Source organism: Mycobacterium sp., from assembly GCF_052144515.1.
Lineage (GTDB): Bacteria > Actinomycetota > Actinomycetes > Mycobacteriales > Mycobacteriaceae > Mycobacterium.
The window spans coordinates 24941-41828 of record NZ_JBKQQD010000185.1; the positions used below are offsets into that span (position 1 = coordinate 24941).

At 66.5% G+C, this 16888-nt stretch carries 11 protein-coding genes and 1 pseudogene; 2 read left to right on the forward strand and 10 right to left on the reverse strand.

Annotation, left to right across the window (positions count from 1 at the left end; all coding sequences use genetic code 11):
• The first annotated feature begins 21 nt into the window (after positions 1-21).
• On the forward strand, positions 22-690 hold the full coding sequence (locus ACLP9N_RS12605; RefSeq protein WP_442407721.1) for a pyridoxamine 5'-phosphate oxidase family protein: 669 nt from the start codon (positions 22-24) through the stop codon (positions 688-690).
• An 80-nt stretch (positions 691-770) separates the two neighbouring features.
• On the opposite strand, the gene ilvA is transcribed toward ACLP9N_RS12605, so the two are convergent.
• The 10 genes and pseudogenes from ilvA to ACLP9N_RS12655 form a co-directional block, all read right to left on the reverse strand.
• Positions 771-2063: a threonine ammonia-lyase gene (ilvA, locus tag ACLP9N_RS12610; RefSeq protein WP_442407722.1), complete on the reverse strand. Its 1293-nt coding sequence runs from the start codon at positions 2061-2063 to the stop codon at positions 771-773.
• Positions 2064-2096: 33 nt separating this feature from the next.
• A complete protein-coding gene (locus ACLP9N_RS12615; RefSeq protein WP_442407723.1) occupies positions 2097-2534 on the reverse strand; it encodes a nitroreductase family deazaflavin-dependent oxidoreductase in 438 nt (145 codons plus the stop codon).
• Positions 2535-2575: 41 nt separating this feature from the next.
• Positions 2576-3019 (reverse strand): annotated as a pseudogene (locus ACLP9N_RS12620) (DUF6065 family protein); the annotation flags it as partial.
• A gap of 3 nt (positions 3020-3022) precedes the next feature.
• On the reverse strand, positions 3023-4933 hold the full coding sequence (locus ACLP9N_RS12625) for a lysophospholipid acyltransferase (protein WP_442407724.1): 1911 nt from the start codon (positions 4931-4933) through the stop codon (positions 3023-3025).
• A complete protein-coding gene (fadD11, locus tag ACLP9N_RS12630; protein ID WP_442407725.1) occupies positions 4930-6765 on the reverse strand; it encodes a fatty acid--CoA ligase FadD11 in 1836 nt (611 codons plus the stop codon). Before fadD11 ends, ACLP9N_RS12625 begins: the two co-directional genes overlap by 4 nt.
• Positions 6766-6811: 46 nt before the next feature.
• Positions 6812-9892 carry an ATP-binding protein gene (locus ACLP9N_RS12635; RefSeq protein WP_442407726.1) on the reverse strand — a complete coding sequence of 1027 codons (3081 nt, stop codon included), beginning with the start codon at positions 9890-9892 and terminating at the stop codon, positions 6812-6814.
• A gap of 270 nt (positions 9893-10162) precedes the next feature.
• Positions 10163-13741: a DNA polymerase III subunit alpha gene (dnaE, locus tag ACLP9N_RS12640; protein WP_442407727.1), complete on the reverse strand. Its 3579-nt coding sequence runs from the start codon at positions 13739-13741 to the stop codon at positions 10163-10165.
• 235 nt (positions 13742-13976) lie between these two features.
• Entirely contained in the window at positions 13977-14408 is a 432-nt protein-coding gene (locus ACLP9N_RS12645; protein ID WP_442407728.1) for a type II toxin-antitoxin system Rv0910 family toxin, read from the reverse strand.
• On the reverse strand, positions 14408-15211 hold the full coding sequence (locus tag ACLP9N_RS12650) for an SDR family NAD(P)-dependent oxidoreductase (protein WP_442407729.1): 804 nt from the start codon (positions 15209-15211) through the stop codon (positions 14408-14410). The genes ACLP9N_RS12645 and ACLP9N_RS12650 overlap by 1 nt, the downstream gene beginning before the upstream one ends.
• A gap of 4 nt (positions 15212-15215) precedes the next feature.
• Positions 15216-16241: an SDR family NAD(P)-dependent oxidoreductase gene (locus ACLP9N_RS12655; protein WP_442407730.1), complete on the reverse strand. Its 1026-nt coding sequence runs from the start codon at positions 16239-16241 to the stop codon at positions 15216-15218.
• 244 nt (positions 16242-16485) lie between these two features.
• On the opposite strand from ACLP9N_RS12655, the gene ACLP9N_RS12660 reads away from it, so the two are divergent.
• The gene (locus ACLP9N_RS12660; RefSeq protein ID WP_442407742.1) at positions 16486-16887 is read left to right on the forward strand and encodes a group I truncated hemoglobin; all 402 of its coding nucleotides are present in this window, start codon (positions 16486-16488) and stop codon (positions 16885-16887) included.
• Position 16888 lies beyond the last annotated feature (1 nt).

Here is a 16888-nt window from a genome sequence, read left to right on the forward strand (position 1 = left end):
GAACAATATTAAAGGCAATCCATGGCAAGGACGTCAAGGGCATACCGACCCACAGCACGAACCACGCCCACCCGCTACCGGGAACGCGCCAGCTACGACCGCGAGGTCGTCCATCGCATCCTCGACGAGTCGCTGATCTGTCACCTCGGCTATGTCAACGCTGGTAGGCCGGTGGTGTTGCCGACGACGCACGCCCGCCGCGGCGAAACCCTGTACCTTCACGGCTCCACCGGCAGCGGCCCGATGCTCGCCGCCAAGGCTGGCTCTGGCCTGCCCGTTTGTGTCACCGCCACCCTGGTCGACGGGTTGGTGTTTGCCCGCGCGGCGCTGCATCATTCGCTGGTCTATCGCTCGGTGGTGGTAATCGGCGATGCCCGCCCGGTCGAAGACCCCGCCGAGAAGCTGCGGGCGCTGGGGTCGCTTATCGATCACATCGCGCCGGGGCGCGCCGCCGATTGCAGGGCCCCGAACGCGCGCGAACTCGCCGCAACCGCGGTACTCGCCCTGGACCTCGTCGAGGTTTCGGCCAAGGTGCGCACCGGCGGCCCGGCCGATGAGCCGGAAGATATCGCACTGCCCTACTGGGCCGGCGTGGTGCCGCTGAGCCTGACGGCCGGTACACCGGTGCCATCGGACGACCTCGATCCCGCGACCCCGGTGCCGTCATACCTCACGCCCTACTCGCGTTAGTCGCGAGCGGGCGTGTTTGCACGGAGACACGCCGTAAAACCCGTACAACTGCGCACGCTCGCGCCGGCGCAGCCACCCCGTTACAGCAGGTAGCGGTAGGCGGGAGAACCGGGCTCGAGGGTCTCGACGTGAATCTCCGTCGCCCGCATCCGGGCCAGCAGTCCATCGAGATCCGCGGCCGATCCCAGCTCGATCCCCACCAGCGCCTCACCGGTCTCCCGGTTGTTGCGCTTGACGTACTCGAAGAGGGTGACGTCGTCGTTGGGCCCGAGCACCTCGTCGAGGAACCGGCGCAACGCGCCCGGCTCCTGCGGGAAGTCCACCAGGAAGTAGTGCTTGAGGCCCAGATGGATCAGCGAGCGCTCCAGCACCTCGCCGTAGCGCGATACGTCGTTGTTGCCGCCCGAGATCAGGCACACCACGGTCGACCCGGGTTCGACGTCGGTTTCCAACAGCCCGGCCACCGAGAGCGCACCCGCCGGCTCCGCGATGATGCCCTCGTGCTGGTAGAGGTCCAGCATCGCGGTGCACACCGCGCCCTCGTCGACGGTGGTGATCGACGCCATGTCACCGGCGGCAGCCAGCGCGGCGTAGGTCAGCGTCCCCGCCCGCCGCACCGCTGCGCCGTCCACGAACTGGTCGACATGGTCCAGCGTCACCGGCTCGCCGGCGGCCAGCGCGGCCATCATCGCGGCGGCGCCGGCCGGCTCGATACCCAGCACCGCGGTATTAGCGGTCCGCTCGGCCAGGTAGGTGGTGATGCCGGCGATGCAGCCGCCACCGCCGACGGGGACCACCACCAGGTCGGGCTCCCCACCAAGCTTGTCGAGTTGCTCAAGCACTTCGACGGCGATGGTGCCCTGGCCGGCCATGGTGCGTGGGTCGTCATACGGCGGCACCAGCGTGGCGCCGGTGCGCTCGACGTCCTCGAGCGCAGCCTCGGCGGCCAGATCGTAGGTCGACCCGCCCACGATCAGCTCGATGAACTCCCCGCCGTGGTAGCGGATCCGGTCACGCTTCTGTTTGGGCGTTTTGGCGGGCACATAGACGCGACCGTGCACGCCCAGCGTCCGGCATGCATACGCGAAGCCCTGCGCGTGGTTGCCTGCCGAGGAGCAGACCACGCCGGCGGCCGTCTCCTCGTCGGTCAGCTGCACCAACAGGTTGTAGGCGCCGCGCAGCTTGTACGAGCGCACCACCTGGAGGTCTTCGCGTTTGAGGTAGACCTGCGCGCCGGTGATCGCCGATAACCGATCGCTGAGCTGCAGCGGGGTCGGCCTGACCACCGGAGCGATCCGCTTCGCCGCGCTGTCGATGTCCGCCGCGCACAGCGGAGGCAGCGGTGACTCAGTCTGGCTCAGTTCAGCGGACACCGATCAATGGTGCCATGCCACCCAGCAGGCAATTCAGCTCACCGGAGTCAGCACGAACAGCGGAATCTCGCGGCCGGTCTTTTCTTGGTACTCGGCGTAGGGCGGAAAGGCCGCCACCGCGCGCTCCCACCACACGGCCTTCTCGTCACCGGAAACCTCGCGGGCGTCGTAATCGCGGTTGACGGTACCGTCCTGCAGCTCGACCCGCGGGTTCTTGGCGACGTTGTAGTACCAGACCGGGTTCTTCGGTGCCCCGCCGAGCGAGGCGACGATTGCGTACTCGCCGTCGTGCTCGACCCGCATCAGCGGCGTCTTGCGAAGCTTGCCGGTCTTGGCCCCGACCGTGGTCAGCAGGATGACGGGCCTGCCATTCAACTCGGTGCCGTCGGTTCCGCCGGATTCCGCGTACTTGTCGGCTTGTTCACGAGCCCAGTCCGAGGTGCTGGGTGCGTATTCACCTGAAAGCGGCATAGCAACCACTCTACGACGACCGCGGACCGGCCCCCGCGGTCCTATGGCTCACCGTGTTGCTGAAATGAACGCAGATGACGGCGAGTCTGGTGATCGTCTGCCCCGGCCTCGCCGTCCCTGTGCCTGCCCCGCGTGTAGTCGCCCTGCCACTGCACCCGCTCTCCCGCGGCTACATCCGCCGTCGCCTTGGCCATCCCTTCCTCGTCACGTGAGCGAAGGAAGAGCTCATACTTGCGTTGCAGATCTTCGTCGGACTCGATGCGCCTGAGTTCGGAGGCGAACTCTTCAAGGTCGGCCCGGCGCCCGGCGCTGCGGGACGATCATGCAGATCAGCTCGTCGACCTCGAATCGCACCGGCATCAGCTTGCGGGTGAATTTCCAGTTCATGCTGAAGCTCGCGCTTGCCCAGTCGGTTTCGACGATGCCTCCAACGGAGACACGGCGTCCTTCGGATAGTTCGCCGGCCCGCAGACCAACAGGTTGTATGGTTACCGCGTTCTGGCCAGCTCGGCGATGGTGTTGACCCGTCGGATGGCGGTGGCGATCTCATCGGCGAATTCCCGTCGTCGCTCGGCAATGTCGGGGTCGTCGAAGCGGTCGATCAGCTCACGATGCCGGGCCAACCGCAATGCGGTCTTGAACAGTTCCATCGACCTCGACTCGGCACTGGCGATTCTGCGTTGCAGCTCCCACTGCTTGCCCACCTGAAGGCACTCCTGCAGGAAGGTTCCCTCGTCGAACGACTCGTACTCGTAGCTGGCCAACCGGTCGGCCACGATGTGGTAGGCGTCCAGGAACGGACGCAAAACCAGGTGTGCCAGCAGCAGATCCGCCGATTCCAGCAGCCCCCGCACGTCGGCGGCAGCGACGGACTTGGTGGTGTCTTCGACGTGGCCGATCAGGCGTACCTCGTCGGCGAGGTCTTTCTCGAACTGCGCGCGTGCCGAGAACAGGAATTCGAATTTCAGCAACTCGCGCAGCCTCAGCGCCTCGTCTCGCACGGTCGTCGGCAAAACCGAGCCGTCCCCCGACGTTTCAGCAGTCTCGGAGATTTCAGTGGCCGCCAACAACGCCGTCTCGGCGACCGCGCGGTCGACCAGGATGTGGATCGCGGTGTTGCGGTAAAACGCCGCAACCAAATGCTGGTCCTCGCAGATGCCCCAGACCGCTTCGGTTCCGGCGTCATAGACCTCCACCACGCCGGAGTCCACGAGCTGGTGCAGGGTCCACCGGATCGTCGAGCGATTCGTGAGATCGGCGGCGCCGGCCACCGCCCAGTTCCGCGCCGCGATGTAACTCGCCAGCGGTCGCACCGTGGCCAGCACCTCGCCAATCGACAACCAGCGGTCGGCACCCAGCAGCGCGAGATTCACCACCGCGGTAGGGGTGACGGGCGTCGCGCGGTTGATCCGGTGCTCCACGTCCAGGGCGATGCGCTCGATTTCGGTCCCGGTGCCCGAAGTCGAGGTATCCAAGGCGCGCAACTCCTCCAGGCGTTTGCGCAGCGGCAGCGGTTCGCCGAAGTCCAGGTACGCGCGGCCGAGCCGCTCGCCTTGCTGTCGCGCGAGCCGGACCAGGAAGCGGAGGTCTTCGGGCCGTTTCACGCCACCGTAGGCCTCGGTGGTCATCGCCTCCACCTCGTGCAGCTGGTCGTACACGATGGAAGTCGGCACCAAATACACTTCGGGACCGTCGATTTCGTCGACGGCGTCAGCGATGTAGCGCAGGATCCCGAACACCGGAGGCCGCAACTTGCCGGTCCTGGTCCGGCCCCCCTCGATCGACCAGGTCAGGTTGGCGTGGTTTTGCACCAACTGCGCGGTGTAAGCGCGCAACGCGAACCGGTAGACGGGAATGTCTTTGGTCTGGCGACGGATGAAGATCGTCCCGGTGTGCTTGGCCCATGCGCCCATCGGGAAGAAGTTCAGGTTCGAGCCGCCGAAGGTGAGCGCGGACGTGAGCCGATTGGTCCCAATCACCTCGGGCAGCAGCGTGCCATCCAGGTAGGAACGATGCGAAAAGGCGAACGCCAACGTCGCTTTGCGGTCCAGCTTGCGCAGCGCGGCGATCTGGTCCTCGTCGACGAGCACGTCGTAGGCCCGCATGAGCCAGCGGCTGAATCCGCGCCAGGCTTCCACAGCCCGCTCGTCAAACGAGGCCGCCATCTCGCGCAGGTAGCCCGCGGCCTCGGCGCGCACGCTTTCGGGGTCGCGCCCGAGTTCGGCCGCGAGCTTCTGCAGTCGCTCCTCATACCACGACGCGTCCAGCAGCTGGACCACCTCGGACGGATCGGTCGGCAACGGCGTCACCGATTCCTCGATGATTCCGGTGCGCTGCAGCATCTTTCGTACCCCGGCGCGGCCCAGCTCTCGCGCGACCGTTACCCGTCCCCCGTTCACGCCGGTTGCACCGTTTCAGCGACGTTAGGTTCAAGGGGCTCGTGGACCTCCGGATGCAGGTCACCACTGTAGAGATCCTCGATCTCGGCGGCGTACTTCGCGAAGATCGGCTTGCGCTTGAGCTTCATCGTGAGCGTGATCTCGTCACCGCCGGGCTCCCACACCGTCGGCAATACACGGAAGCGTTTGATCTGTTCCACCCGAGAAAGTTTCGCGTTGCCCGCGGCGACACCGGCGGCGATGCGGGCGATCACCTGCGGGTCGGCCGCCAGGGCCGCGGGCGAGGCGTCGGGCAGGCCGTGCCGGGCCGCAAACGGGCCGACCGAGTCGGCGTCGAAAACCATGAGCGCGGTGTTGTACGGCCGCCCGTCGCCGATCGCGATCATCACCCCGACCATGTCGCACGCGGCCAGGATGGTGTTCTCAATGTTGGCCGGGGACATGTTCTTTCCGGCCGCGTTGATGATCAACTCCTTCTTACGGTCGACCACCCGCAGATAACCCTGCGCGTCGACGTCGAAGATGTCGCCGGTGTGCAGCCAGCCGTCGGCGTCGATCGCCTCTGCGGTCTTGGCCGGTTCCCTGCGATAGCCCTTCATCACCAGCGGGCCGCGAACCAGGTACTCTCCGTCGTCGGCGATCTTGCCCTCTAGCCCCGGAAGCAGCTTGCCGACGGTGCCCAGGCGCGCGTCGCGAGGATGACTGGCGGTTGCGGCGCAGGTCAACTCGGACATTCCCCACACCTCGGCGATCGGGATGCCGATCCCGGCGAAGAAGCCCAACGTCTCCTTCGGGATCGGAGCCGCGCCCGAGATTGCCCACCGCAGTTCTGAAAAGCCAAGCTGCTCGCGGATCTTCGATAACACCAACTCGTCGGCATCGGCCCATTCGGCCGCGACTTCGTCGGACATCGGCTCGCCGGCAAGCACCGCGTCACCGCGTTTGGCAGCCACCGACATCGCCCACTCCATGGCCTGGCGCTTCGCGTCGTCCTGCTCGTGGCTGACAGTGAATTCGATTCCGGCCTTGAGCTTTTCCCATACCCGGGCCACCGCGCCCCACACCGTGGGCCGCACGTCGGGCAGGGCGGCGGCGATCGCGCGCCCGTCGGACACCACGGTGACCTGGGTGCCGAACATCTCCTGGCCGTACAGGGCGGTCATCCGGTCGGCGATGTGCGCCGACGGCAGAAACGAGGTGATGCGATCACCGAAATGGATTCCCAACACGGCGTCCAAGCCGTAACCCTCGAACAGCAGGTTGGTGTGGGTCATCTCCACGCCCTTGGGGTTTCCGGTGGTACCGGATGTGTAGATGAGGGTGACGATGTCGTCGGGTTGCACCGCCCGCCACGCCGACCCGAAGTCGAAATGCGCTGCGGCGGCTGCGTAGAGGTCGTCGACCGACAGCGTTCCAGCGGGCGAACCGTCGATGCAGACGATGTGCTCCATGGGTGCGCCGCTGGCGCGAATGCGGTCGACGTACTGCTCCTCGCAGATCGCGACCTTCGTGCCGGCGTTCTCAAACAGGTAGGTCAGTTGTTCGGCGGGCAGCGTGTTGTACACCGAAAACGAAGTGGCGCCGACGTGTTGGGCGCCGACCTCGAGTGGGTAGAACTCGATCCGGTTGGCCATCATCAGCGAAACCGTGTCGCCCCGCCGAACGCCCAATCCCGCCAAACCGGCGGCCACCTTGCGCACCTGCTCCGCATACTCTCGCCACGTCAACGTGGCAGTGCCACCGGGCGTTCGGAGTGCGACGGCGTCGGGATCGATCGCCGCGGTGCGCTGGAATGCCTCGCACATGGTGGCGGGACGCTCGGTTGTCGTCATTTCCGTTCTCTCCGTTCTCCGTGGCGCCGGAGCTGTGTTGTCCAAGCTACAAGACCTCAGCGAGCGCCATGTGCCCTTCGAAGCCGAACGACGCGGCCGTCGCCTTGTACCGCTCGGCGAAGTCGCGATAGGAGGCCTCGTCGCCGCGGGCGCGCGCAAGCAATGCGCGCAGGCGCAACAGCGCAACGTCGAACAACACGAAGTCCGGCTCGGTGGACACCGCGCCCAGCCGCTCGATCGCGCCAGCCGCCTCGCTGACGTCGGCCTCGCCACCGCGCTGCAGCAGTGCTTCCACGAACGCGGTGACGCCGGCGCCGAGGAACATCACCGCATCGCTGCGGAATTGTTCCTCGATGACCGCACGCAGCCGTGCCACCGCGGCGTCGAGGTCACCGGTGCGGGCCTCCTCTTTGGCGCGTTCGACCTTGAGCTGCTGCAACGCCGCCTGGTTGACCCGGTCCCGGAGGGCGGTTTCGCGTGACTGCGCAAGCAATTCGAACCCCTCCGCGCGCTGCGGGCCGTCACGTTGCGCCAGGATGAGGCCGCCCAGGAACCTGGCCAATGCCAGCGCGAACTCGTCACCCCGCTCCTCGGCGACGCGAAGCGCCTCGGCCGACTCACTCAGCATCGCCGCGTCGGGAAGGAGCAGCCCGTTGGCGACGCCAATCCCGTAGACGTAGAGAAGCAGCGCCGCCCGCACGCCGGGCTCGAACTCGGCGCACATGGGGACCGCTCGGCCGACGTCGTCCTTCCACGCCGGGACGCCCTTGCACATCCCCGCAGCGGCTTGCATCATCAGCGCGACCGTCAGCGGTGAATCGATGAGGAAATTGCCCCGCTGCGGATCCGCGTCGGCGTCGTCAATGATCCGCTGCGACAGGCGCATGACTTCGGTCAGCTCACCGGTTCCGAACCTCGCGGTGAGTGCCGCCATCAGCAGCGCGTCCGTCAGCGTCGGATTGCCGACGGAGTCGCCGACGTTGAGCAATTCCGGGACCAGCCTGCACGCCTCCTGATAACGCCCGTAGACGGCGAGCGCGAACACCTGTCCGGCCATGCCGATCGCCAGCGACGCCTTGTCGCCGGCGGCGGTCGCCAGTTCATGCAGTTCTTCGAAGCCCGTGTCGTCGACGCTGCCGCCGACCCGCCAGGCGCTGACGCACAGCAGGGACCGGGGCGAGATCCGCATCGCGGCCCGGCCGACCGCGTCCGCCGGCAGCTGGTCGGCAACGTGGCGGGCACGCTGCCAGGCCGTTCGCGCCGCCTGCACGTCGCGGCGAGTCAGCCAGGTTGCGGCGCGCATGTGCCACCCGAACGCCTCCTGCAGATCACCGGCCAGCTCCAGATGCTCGGCGATCAGCGCCGCGTTCTCCTCAGCCAACGCCGGGTCGCGCTCCGCGATCGCCGCGGCCACCCGCCTGTGCAGCGCGGCGCGGCCCGCCTTGAGCTGGGATCGATAGGCCACCGTACGGATCAACGGCTGGTGGAATGCGTACTCCTCGACCGGTGTGAACGTCACCTGATCGACAAGCTCGGCCTGCACCAACCCGTGCAGCGTTGTGCAATCGGCGAGGGTCGCCAGCAGGTCGGCGCGGAAGCGGAAGCCGATCACCGCCGCGGCGTACAGCGTCTGTTTCGCCGCGCCGTCCAGGCGGTCGATGCGCGCGGCGATCGCTGCCTGCAGGGTGGCCGGCACAATCACATCGGTCAAACCGCCGGCACTCACGTGGGCGCCGCGCACGCCCCCGAGCACGCCTCGATCGCACAGGTCGCGCACGATCTCCTCGACAAAAAACGGGTTCCCGGCCGCGCGTTCGGCGACCTGCGCGGCCAGCCCGGCAACCGAGGGATGGGCACCCAACAACTGCGTTACCAGCACCGTTGTATCTGAAATATCAAGTGGCGCAAGCGAAATCGTTTGCGCCCCGGCCGTTTGGCCCAGCTCGCCCCGATACTCCGAGCGATAGGTGATCAGCACCAACGAATGAGTCTGATGAACAACAGTCAAAAAATCGGCCAGCAGCGACTCACTGCTCGGATCGATCCAGTGGACGTCTTCGATGACATAAACACAGGGGGTCTTCCTGGCCAGCGCCGCCGCGTTCACCAGCGCTGTCAACCGCCGCCGTCGCGCGTCGGGGGCGATGTCGGGCAGCTTGGCGGCGGGGTCGCGGATGCCGAGCGTGTCCTCGAGAAGCACGCGGTCGGCTTCGTCAGCGCCGGGAATCCTATCGCGCAACGCGGCACGCGCCTGGTCCTCGCCGAGGCCATCCACCCCGAACGCCGCCCGCAGCAGCCGTGCCAGCACCAGGAACGGGACTTCGCTGGTGTGCGACTCACAGTACGTCGACAGCACCTGGATACTGCGGCTCGCCGCGATCGCCGCGGTCTCGGCGACGATGCGGCTCTTGCCGATACCGGCGGGGCCGACCACCCGCACCACGCAACCGCGGCCCTGCGTCGACTGATCCAGCATCGCGGTCAGTGTGGCCAGTTCCCACCTGCGGTCGACGAGCGTCGACGCCCACCGGCCTATGGGCTGGCGCCCCGTCCCCATGGACAGCAACGGGCGCGCAACCACCGGCTCGTCGGCCCCCTTGATGTGGACCTTTTGCGGTTCGCCGAGCATGGTGGCATGCGCGACCAGACGCGCCGTGGACTGGCTGAGCATCACTCCGCCGGGCGGCGCCACGGATTCCATCCTCTGGGCCATGCCGACCTGATGACCAACCGCGGTGTAACTCCATGTGCCGGAGCCGATCTCGCCCGCAATCACCTCGCCCGAGTTCAACCCCACCCGCAATTGGACATCGATGCCGTCTCTGGCCTGCACCTCCGCGGTGAGCCCGCGCATCTCTTTCTGGATGTCCAGGGCCGTCAGACACGCGCGAAGCGCGTGATCCTCCAGCGCAATCGGCGCCCCGAAAACCGCCATGATGCCGTCGCCGGTGAACTTGTCCACGGTGCCGCCGTAGCGATGTACCGTCGCCGCGCAGCGGTCGAACAGTTTCGTCATGATCTCGCGCAAGCGTTCCGCACCGAGCGCCGCCGCGATGTCCATCGAGCGCACCACGTCGGCGAACAACACCGTCACTTGCTTGTACTCGGCCGATTTCTGCGGCGCCACCGGCGACCCACAGCCATCACAGAATCGCGCACTCGCCCGCAGTTCCGTTCCACACGCTGAGCACGTGGAATCCGCCTTGGAATCCGCGGTTGTCATCCGGGCCCCTTGATCTCGAGTACGCCCACCCGATTTGCCAAGGATAGGGCCTTGAACAGACGCACACGATCGACTGCGCATCCTGGGCGGAAAACCGGCCGAAATTCCGCCCAGAACGCACGCTCGACGCCGTCACCGCACAGTCGAATTCGACAAATTCGACTGTGAGTGCCGCTAGGCGCCCAAGCATCCCGGACCGAGCAGCTCCTTCAGATCGCCCATCAGCGCTGGCGAGAGTGTCACCCGCAGCGAGGCGTCCAGCTCCAGGGTGGTGATCCGGTCCCCGCTGATCAGCCGCAGATGCACCTGCGAGGTGCCGGGGTGGCGCGCCAGCACCTGCTTGAGCGCGCTCACCTTGTCGAGGGTGCACTGCCGGGTGGGCAGGCTCACCGCCAGCGGCCGGTCCACCCGTGCGCTGGAAAAGTCCGGCACCACAATCTCGTTGGCGATCAGGGCGATCCGGTCATCACGGACCGCGACCTTGGCGTTGACCAGCACCACCGCGTCGTCGACGATGTCGGCGCCGTAGGCGGAGTACGCGTGCGGGAAGAACATCACCTCGATGCCGCCGGTGAGGTCTTCCAATTGAGCCGACGCCCAAGGCATTCCGTTCTTGTTGACCCGCCGGTTGACCGAAGCCAGGATGCCGCCCACCCGCACCTGAGTGTCGTTGGCAACATCACCGTCGAGGATCGCCGGAATGGCGGTGTCGACCTGGGCACCCAGCAGGTGCGCGACGCCGTTGAGCGGATGCCCGGACACGTAGAGGCCCAGCATCTCGCGCTCGAGAGCGAGCTTGTGTTTGTCCTCCCACTCGTCGGCGGGCACCTTGATGGTGAACACAGGGTCCCCGGCGCTGCCTCCATCAACACTGCCGCCGCCGAACAGGTCGAACTGCCCCATCGCCTCGGCCTTCTTGGTGCCCAGCACCGAGTCCACTGCGTCGGTGTGCACCAGGAAAAGACCCTTACGCGAATGCCCCAGCGAATCGAACGCGCCGGCTTTGATCAGCGACTCGGTGACCTTCTTGTTGCAGGCCGAGATGTCGATCTTGTTCAGGTAGTCCGAGAAGTCGGTGAATTTGCCCTTGTCGCCCCGGGTGTGGATCAACGAACCCACCACGTTGGCGCCGACGTTGCGCACCGCACCCAGCCCGTAGCGGATGTCGGCACCCACCGACGCGAAGTTCAGACCGGATTCGTTGACATCCGGCGGCAACACCGTGATGCCGAGCTTGCGGCAGTCGGCGAGATAGACCGCGGCCTTATCTTTGTCGTCGCCGACCGAGGTGAGCAGGCCGGCCATGTACTCGCCGGGATAATTGGCCTTCAGGTAGGCGGTCCAGTAGGAGACCAGGCCGTAGCCCGCGGCGTGGGACTTGTTGAACGCGTAGTCGGCGAACGGCAGGATGGTGTCCCACAGCGCCTTGATCGCGCCCGTCGAGAAGCCGTTGGCCGTCATGCCGTCGGAGAAGCCCTCGAACTCTTTTTCCAGCACCTCACGCTTCTTCTTGCCCATGGCCTTACGCAGAATGTCGGCTCGGGCCAGCGAGTAGCTGGCCACCTTTTGCGCGATGCGCATGATCTGCTCTTGGTAGACGATCAGGCCGTAGGTCTCGGCGAGGATCTCGCGCAGCGGCTCGGCGAGTTCGGGGTGAATGGGTTTGATGGCCTGCCGGTTGTTCTTGCGGTCGGCGTAGTCGTTGTGGGCGTTCATGCCCATCGGGCCGGGCCGGTACAGCGCGAGCACGGCGACGATGTCCTCGAAGCCGGTCGGTTGCATGCGGCGCAGCAGGTCGCGCATCGGCCCGCCGTCGAGCTGGAACACGCCCAGGGTGTCCCCGCGGCCCAGCAGCTCGTAGGTGGGCTTGTCGTCCAGCGGCACCGATTCCAGGTCGAGGTCGATTCCCCTGTTGGCCTTGATGTTCTCGATCGCGTCGCCGATGATCGTCAGGTTGCGCAGGCCCAGGAAGTCCATCTTCAGCAAGCCGATGGCTTCACACGACGGGTAATCCCAGCCGGTGATGATGGCCCCGTCCTGCGGTCGCTTCCACAGCGGGATGGCCTCGGTCAGCGGCTCGCTGCTCATGATCACTGCGCAGGCGTGCACGCCGGCGTTGCGGATCAGGCCCTCTAGGCCGCGCGCGGTCTGGTAGATGGTGCGGACGTCGGGATCGGTCTCGATCAGGCCCCGGACTTCGGCAGCTTCCTTGTACCGCTCATGGTTCGGATCGGTGATGCCCGACAGCGGAATGTCCTTGGCCATGATCGCCGGCGGCAGCGCCTTGGTGATGCGGTCGGCGATGGCGAATCCGGGCTGGCCGTAGTGGATTCGCGCCGAATCCTTCAGTGCCGCTTTGGTTTTGATGGTGCCGAAGGTGATGACCTGGGCGACCCGGTCCTGGCCCCATTTGTCGGCGGCGTAGCGCACCATCTCGCCGCGGCGGCGGTCGTCGAAGTCGATGTCGATGTCGGGCATTGACGTGCGTTCGGGGTTGAGGAACCGCTCGAACAGCAGTCCGTGCGGGATCGGGTCGATGTCGGTGATGCCCAGGGCGTAGGCCACCAGCGAGCCCGCGGCCGAGCCCCGGCCCGGCCCGACCCGGATGCCGACCGACCGCGCGTAGTTGATCAGGTCGGCGACGATCAGGAAGTAGGACGGGAAGCCCTTCGAGCAGATGACGTCGATCTCGTAGGCCGCGCGTGCGCCGTAACCGTCGGGCGGGCCATCGGGAAACCGCCGGCGCAGCCCGGCATCCACCTCGTGGCGCAGCCAGGACGCCTGGTCGTGCCCCTCGGGCACCGGGAAGACCGGCATCCGGTCGCGCGGTTCCCACACCTCGTCGTAGGGCTGCACCCGCTCGGCGATCAACAGCGTGGAGTCGCAGGCGCCGGGAACCTCGTCGTCCCAGATGTGGCGCATCTCGGCGGCCGACTTGAGGTAGTAGCCGTCGCCGTCGAACTTGAACCGGTTCGGATCCGACAGCGTCTTGCCGGTCTGCACGCACAGCAGCGCCTCGTGGTTGTGGGCGGCGTCGCGGGTGACGTAGTGGCAGTCGTTGGTGGCCAGCGGCGGAATGCCGAGTTTGCGGCCGATCTCCAGCAATCCCTCGCGGACCCGCTGTTCGATCGACAAACCGTGGTCCATCAACTCCAGGAAGTAGTTGTCGGCACCGACGATCTCGCGCCACTTGGCGGCCGCCTCCAGCGCCTCGCGGTGCTGTCCCAGGCGAAGCCGCGTCTGCACCTCCCCCGACGGGCAGCCGGTGGTGATGATGATGCCCTCGGCATGTTCGGCGATCAGTTCGGCGTCCATGCGCGACCACTTGCTCAGCTGGCCCTCGAAGGAGGCCAGCGAGGACAGCTTGAACAGATTGCGCAGTCCGGTCGCGTTCTCGGCGACCATCGTCAGGTGCGTGTAGGAGCCGCCGCCCGAGACGTCGTCGGCCTTCTGGCCGGGGTCGCCCCAGGTGATGCGCCGGGTGTCGAAGCGTGACGCCGGCGCGATGTAGGCCTCGACGCCGATGATCGGCTTGATCCCGGCCGTGGCCGCCGCGTTGTAGAACTCGCTGGCGCCGAACATGTTTCCGTGATCGGTCATCCCGATCGCGGGCATTCCCAGGCGCTCCACCTCGGCAAGCATGGGCGTAATCTTCGCGGCACCGTCCAGCATCGAGTACTCGGTGTGGTTATGCAGGTGCACGAACGAGGACTCACGACGAGCGCTCGCGCGAGGAGCAGACGGAACGGTCATAGGGACGCCAGTCTATGACTGAGGACCGACGGCTTTCGGGCGTGTCGCGGAGTGTGTCTGCCAATGATTCGGTGGCGACCCGCTGCGCCCGGCTCCGCCGCGCTTGCGATCGCCGTGCCAATGATTCGGTGGCGACCCGCTGCGCCCGGCTCCGCCGCGCTTGCGATCGCCGTGCCAATGATTCGGTGGCGACCCGCTGCGCCCGGCTCCGCCGCGCTTGCGATCGCCACCAGCACTACCCGTAGAGCTCGACGAACTGCTTCAGCGATTTCTCCACGTCCCCCCTGACGGCGCGGGCCGCGGCTGAACCGACCGGACCGAACAGCGCGCGCCCGCCCAGCTCAAGGCGCAGGCCGAGGGCAGACCCGTCCTTGGTGGGCTGCACGGTGAGCCGGACGCCGTATTTCGTTCCGCCTTTGCCGGATCCCGACATTGCGACCTCGTGCGGCGGGTCCCAGGTCGTCACCGTCCAGGTCACCCGGTTGCGCAGGCCTTTGGAACGTGCCACGCCGATGACCTGGATGCCCTCGGTGATCTCGTCGGGCAGCTCGCTGCGCCATCCCTCGTGCATCACTAGCCACTCGCCCAGACCCGACAGGTCCGCAACGTGGTCCCACATGTCCTGCGGGCTCATCGGCATGTCGGCCGTCATGTCGACGGCGGCCATCAGCGGCTGGGCCCGCCGCGGAATCGGTTGCCGATCCGGATCGCGGGCAGCAGCAGGGTGCGCGGCACGTATCGGCCGCCGGTGCTGACGACCTTGGGCACGACGCCGGGCACCACACTGCGTTTACCGGCGAGCATGCCGCAGATCGCGGCTTCGGCGACGTCTTGTGCCGAGACCTGGGCAACGGGAATGCTGAACCGCTCGGCGTTGGCGATCTCGGCCCACTCGGTGGGCACCGGGCCCGGACACAGGACCGTTACCGAGACTCCCGTGCCGTGCAGCTCCTCGTGGATGGCTTCGGAGAACGTCTGCACGAAGGCCTTGGTGGCCGAATAGACCGCCATGTAGGGGATCGGCTGGAATCCGGCGATCGACGCGATGTTCATCACCGCGCCCGCGCCGCGCTCCACCATGCCGGGCAACGCCGCGTGGGTCAGTTCCATCAACACGAGCGAATTGAGCGTGACCTCTTCACTCTCGCGTTCGACCGGCAACTCATAGAAGACCCCGCTGGTGCCGAAACCGGCGCTGTTGCATAAGCCGGCGATCGGTTCGTTGCGAAGCCGGTCCGCCAATTTGCGGCGGGCCGCGGCGACACTGAGGTCCAGCGGCATGACTTCGACCCCGACGGAGTATTCCTTGCCTACCTCGTTTGCGAGCTCGTCGAGGCGCTCGCGGCGCCGCGCCACCAGCAGCAGCGGGAAACCGCGGCGGGCCAGGCCGCGGGCCAGTTCGCTACCGATGCCCGAGGAGGCGCCGGTGATGACGACGGTGGCCTGATTGTTCGGTTTCGGAAGGCTCATGACATCACCAATGGATCCCTCGGGTCGCGCGGACAAATGTTTCGCTTCGTTTGTCGAATTGCTCGGAAGTCTTTGCGTCAGTTTTGGATTCGGCGCCCTTGGCCGCAGCGGAGTCCTCGAACATGCCGAAGGCGCGGCTGCGCACCCGGTCCATCACCGCCGGGTTGACGGCGTCGGCGACGGCGGCGAACTGACCGAACGGTGAGCTGGCCCGCCGGGGCCGGTGCACGATCGCGTCGGTGATCACACCGGCCGCCTGATCCGGTGTCAGCGCCGGGAAGTGGTCGTACATCGTGGTCGGGCCGATCATCGGAGTGCGCACCAGCGGCATGTGCACGGTGGTGAATCGGACGTCGTCGGTCACGACTTCGGCTTGCAGCGCGTCGCACAGGCTGTCCAGCGCAGCCTTGCTGGCGATGTAGGCACCAAAGCGCGGCGCCCGCGTCTGCACGCCGACCGACGAAACGTTGACGATTTGCCCGAAGCCGCGTTCGCGCATCCCCGGGATGAACTTGAGGATGAGCTGGACCGCGCCGAGGTAGTTCAGCTGCATGGTGCGCTGGTAGTCGTGGATCCGGTCGTAGGACAGCGCCAATGAACGGCGAATCGAACGGCCCGCGTTGTTGATCAGGATGTCGACGCCGCCGAGATCAGCGAGCACCTTGTCGGCCATTGCGGCGATGGCGTCCATGTCGGACAGGTCGCACGGGTACACGTGGGCCGTCCCGCCATTGCCCCGCACCTGATCGGCAACCTCTTCGAGCTTCTCCTGGGTGCGTGCGACCAGCACCACCGCGCCGCCGGCCTCCGCGATCTTCTTGGCGGCCGCAGCACCGATGCCCGAGGATCCCCCGGTGATGAGGATCGTCTTGTCCTCGACCGCGTCCCTGAGGGTACGACCCTGCACCGCTTCCACCAGATTCCTCAGATAGAACGGTCGATATCGTCCCGCCGAGTTGGGGGTGTTGATGATGTTGGACACCGCCGCGAATGGCTTTTCGACGATGTTCGTCAGGTCACCAAGATTCATCGCTGTCGCTCCTCGTGAGGTTCGGCGGTACGGGTGGTGTGACGCGGGTCATACTCAACAACCTATGACATCAACCGCCCGATAGCGGCGGATTACCGTCATGTGACCAGTGCAGCGGCCTCACACCAGACTCACGACCGCGGACATGGGCCGGCGATCACCTTGTTACGGCGGGTAATCCGTGTATGACCGCGCACTAACTGGCAGGCAACCCCCGAATGTTCCCCTGATGCGATGCGATTTTATGGCACGTTTCCGCAGGCCGGAGCCGGTCAGCATCTACGACAAAATCGGCGGGCACGAGGCGATCGAGGGCGTCGTCGAGGACTTCTACGCCCGGGTGCTCGCCGACGATCAGCTGGCTGGCTTCTTCGCCGGAACCAATATGAACCGCCTCAAAGGCAAACAGGCGGAATTCTTTGCGGCCGCCCTCGGCGGGCCCGAGCCCTACACCGGTGCGACGATGAAGCAAGTGCATCAGGGTCACGGAATCACCATGCACCACTTCAACCTCGTGGCTCGGCACCTGGGTGACGCGCTGGCCGCGGCCGGGGTTCCCGCCGAGACAGTGACGGAAATCCTGTGTGCCATCGCTCCCCTGGCGCCCGACGTGGTGTCGGGCGAAACCACCACGGCCAACGTCTAAG